Source organism: Comamonas sp. NyZ500, from assembly GCF_016772095.1.
In the GTDB taxonomy this organism is placed as follows: Bacteria; Pseudomonadota; Gammaproteobacteria; order Burkholderiales; family Burkholderiaceae_C; genus Comamonas; species Comamonas thiooxydans.
Genome location: NZ_JAEIJE010000044.1, coordinates 1 through 3,831 on the forward strand (window position 1 = coordinate 1; position 3,831 = coordinate 3,831).

The 3,831-nt window shown below is 52.9% G+C and carries 3 protein-coding genes and 1 pseudogene; 1 reads left to right on the forward strand and 3 read right to left on the reverse strand.

From position 1 onward, the window contains the following. Positions 1 to 79: 79 nt before the first annotated feature. Positions 80 to 328 (forward strand): annotated as a pseudogene (locus JAO85_RS25375) (IS630 family transposase); the annotation flags it as partial. On the opposite strand, the gene JAO85_RS25380 reads toward JAO85_RS25375, so the two are convergent. The 3 genes from JAO85_RS25380 to JAO85_RS25390 all read right to left on the reverse strand — a co-directional run bounded on the left by JAO85_RS25380 (position 325) and on the right by JAO85_RS25390 (position 3,600). Next, positions 325 to 768: a nuclear transport factor 2 family protein gene (locus JAO85_RS25380; protein WP_202789291.1), complete on the reverse strand. Its 444-nt coding sequence runs from the start codon at positions 766 to 768 to the stop codon at positions 325 to 327. The pseudogene JAO85_RS25375 and the gene JAO85_RS25380 overlap by 4 nt on opposite strands. A 346-nt stretch (positions 769 to 1,114) precedes the next feature. Next, entirely contained in the window at positions 1,115 to 2,152 is a 1,038-nt protein-coding gene (locus JAO85_RS25385; RefSeq protein ID WP_202789292.1) for an IS5 family transposase, read from the reverse strand. Between the two features lie 164 nt (positions 2,153 to 2,316). After that, entirely contained in the window at positions 2,317 to 3,600 is a 1,284-nt protein-coding gene (locus JAO85_RS25390; protein ID WP_202789293.1) for an SGNH/GDSL hydrolase family protein, read from the reverse strand. Positions 3,601 to 3,831 lie beyond the last annotated feature (231 nt).

Genomic DNA, 3,831 nt, shown 5'->3' on the forward strand with positions numbered 1-3,831 from the left:
CAGCCTCGACCAGCTCGCCATCTCAAGCCTCATCCTTCATGTGCATACAAGCGGTGAGCGGTAAGTTCGGTGGATTGGATGGCACATGCACTTCATCCCGACCTACAGCTCGTGGCTGAACCAAGTCGAGAGATTCTTTGCTCTGATCACCGACAAGGCCATTCGCCGCGGATCCTTCACCAGCGTCAAGCAGCTCGTACAACGCATCGATCACTTCGTCGCCGCCCACAACGCAAACTGCCAGCCATTCAAGTGGACGGCCACCGCTGATTCGATCCTCGAAAAGCTCCATCGACTTTGCTCACGTATCAGCGGGACAGGACACTAGTTGATAGATTGATCGGAACCCATTGCTCTCGGATCACCTTCTGTAAACATGCTTACCGCTAGGCGTTTGACGATCCGCCAACCCACATCACGCCGCTCCCAATGGTCAATGTACTCACCGTTCGCGTCGAAATAAAGGTTGCTGCGGTCACCCATTCCTTGGTGTCGCGATTGAATATAGGCTTTTGTCAGCGCGGTGTTGCCTTGCACCTCAACAATAATCGAGCCGAGCAAATGATGAGTAGGTCCACAATTGACAAGAAATCCGGAGATGCGCGTTCTCATCTGAGTTAGCCCCTTTCGCTCAACGCCCTCTGCATAATCAAACACAACATCCTCCGAAAAAATATTCGGAAGTGCATCCCAGTCTCTTTGGTCAAGCATCCTTACAAATCTTGCAAGTTGGTTCAAAATTTCACGTTCATCGAGCAAAGATTGCATAAATTTCTCCAGCAGAATGGTTGTAGCCCATGAGGTCGATTAATTTTTTCTAAATGTTATAGCGCATTAAGAAATAACTGTTCATGCAGCCTGACGTGTTTTAGCCACGACGACCCTGCTGGAGAATAACAATACTGTCAGCAAAGCGCCGGTCGATGACGACAATTCGTAGGGGAAAGCTCGGGCACCCTGTGAAGCTAGGGAAACGCTGAACGATGCCGCCTCCCAGCATCGCTGCCCCGCTGCAGCGACTTGATTTTTGCGATACGAAAGATTCAGCGTCTTTTCGTCTCGATTTCAGGCTCAAAGCCCCGGTTTTCACCCCTTTCGGGGCCGTTGTCTGCGCTCAAGGCGCACTCATCCCTGCAGCCGGCAAAGCCATGAGCCGCTTTTTCGCCAGCACCAGGTTGGCCAGCCCGAACAGGCTGTACAGCTGCGCCTTGTTCTTGGCCAAGCCCTTGTAACGCGTCTTCTTGTGGCCAAACAGGTTCTTCACCACATGGAACGGGTGTTCCACCCGCGCCCGGATCTGTGCCTTCACCCGCTCGAGGGCCTGCGTCAGCGTCTTGACGGTGCCCTCGGCCATCTTGGTGATCGTGCTGCGCCGCTTGGCCACACTCCATTGAATGTCGCTGCGGATCTTGCCCTCGGCCTGCGCCTGCAGGACCTCTTCGCGCTTGGCCACGCCGGTGTAGCCCGCATCCAGGAACACCTGGCTCTCCTGCCCGTGCAACACCTCATGGGTATGCGCCACATCGCTCTCGTTGGCCGCAGTGGTGTGCAGGCTGTGCACCAGCCCGGAGTCGGCATCGGCACCGATGTGCGCCTTCATCCCAAAGTGCCAGGCGTTGCCCTTCTTCGTCTGGTGCATCTCGGGATCGCGCTCGTGCGCCTTGTTCTTCGTCGACGGTGGCGCCGCGATGATCGTGGCGTCCACCATCGTGCCCTCGCGCAGCAGCAGCCCGCGCTCAGCCAGGTGTGCGTTGATGCCCTCGAACAACTTCGCCGTCAGTTCGTGTTCTTCCAGCAGTCGCCGAAACTTCAGCAGCGTCGTCGCGTCGGGCACGCCCTGGCGCGACAGGTCAATGCCCACGAAGTCCCGCATCGCCTGGCTGTCGTAGATCGCGTCCTCCAATGCCTCGTCGGCCAGGCCAAACCACTGCTGCAGGAAGTACATCCGCAGCATGCGCGCCACCCCGATGGGCTGGCGTCCAACCCGTCCGGCCTTGGGGTACTTCGGCTCGATCAACGCCTGCAGCGCCTCCCACGGCACCACCTGTTCCATCTCGCCCAGGAACTTCTCCCGCCGCGTCACCCGCTTCTTTTGCGCGAACTCGTAGCTGGCAAAGCTCAACTGCTGGGGTGGATGCGGGCGATGCTTCATGGTGCTTCATGCATGCAGGTTTCGGGCCGAATTGTGCAGCGATTCCTTAGAGGCTCCCAACAGTACCTCAGATTTCTATACGACCATAGATCGTAAGCAAATCTTTTATTGTAAATATGACAGGAGAATATCCTTGCTGCTGATGATTCCCCTGCCGAAAAATACTATTGTAACTTGCTAAGATCAATTGCCGCTGCCATTGCTTCATAGCCTGCATCGTTCGGGTGCAAAGCGTCGCCGCTATCATAGATAGGGTTAATGGTTAATGGATCAGCAGGATTTTTCAATGCATCGGCAAAATCAATAACACCATCTATTTCCTTAGAATTTCTGATGAAAGTGTTAATTGTTTGTCGCTTTGCCTCTGCAGCGTCTGTGTAATAATAACCCATGCTTGCTCCTTTAAAAGGAATAATGGTTCCGACAAAGACTTTTATTCCTTTCGCCTTGGCTTTGACAATCGCCGTAGTCATGGCTGCGATAACTTGTTCCGCAGTCACTGTCTGTGTCGGTGCTAACCAAGCTGAAAATCCTAAATCATTAACTCCCAAAAGAATAATCGCGTGCGTTATACCGGTGACGTTTAATACGTCACGGTCGAACCTGCTAGTGCCGCTTGGACCGGAAAAATCGTTCAGCCAGCGGTTACCAGAAATACCTTGATTGACCACGCCAATGCGAGAAAATCCGGCCGTTTTCAAGCGATCATCCAGCTGATTTGGATAACGCTTGCTTGCATCTACTGTGGACTTGTAGCCATCGGTTATTGAGTCACCAAAGGTGACAACCACATTGGTTTTTTGGATGCTGGAAACTTCCAAGGCAGTCAGGCCGTAGTACGACTGACTTTGGTCTGCCGCTGCTGCAGATATTGACGTGGCAGCGGTTTGATTTCCTGCGCCTATAAAAGCGGTCTGCACGCCTAGCGCATGCACTGTGGGCATTGCAGTTGGACTAGAAAAGTACATTGAGACAGCGATATTTGTCAGCGGTGCGACTTCCAAGTTAACGGCATCGCTTACTAATTCAGTTCCGGCTTCCAAAGTAACAGAAGCTTGACCGTTGAACGTTACTGATTTATCGGTGCTAACGTCGATATTCGACTGCCCAGTGCTTTTCGCCACTCGTACGGCAGTAAAAGTAATGGGGGATTTTCCGAAAAGGTTGGACACCTTGACACGCAATGTGTTGCCGCCCAGCGACAGTCTTAACACGTGGCGAACTGTTTGGTTGTTGAAAGACTGTGAGGCTGCAGGCGCCGCACCAGGTAACACTTGGGTCGCATCAGACATCGAAGCTGTCCATGATGCATAAAATTTGCTCTCTAATGCGTTGGCGTTATCGTTGCTTCCACCGCAACCTGACAGACTTGCAGAAAGTACTGCAACTGTAACCAGCGATTTGAATAAACTTCTACGCGTAAATGGATTGGGCTTTAGTTTATACATGAGTTGTCTCCGGTTTTTTGTTTATTAGTATATGGACTAATTGCTTACATAGCACTTACGGGAGCCTCTAAAAACCCCATCTCCCGCCCAATGCCTGGCCCTGCACGGTGAATCCCCTGATGGGCAAACGTATCTATTCAGCCCCCCGTCAACGCAATCCACCGAACTTACCGCTCACCGCTTGTATGCACATGAAGGATGAGGCTTGAGATGGCGAGCTGGTCGAGGCTG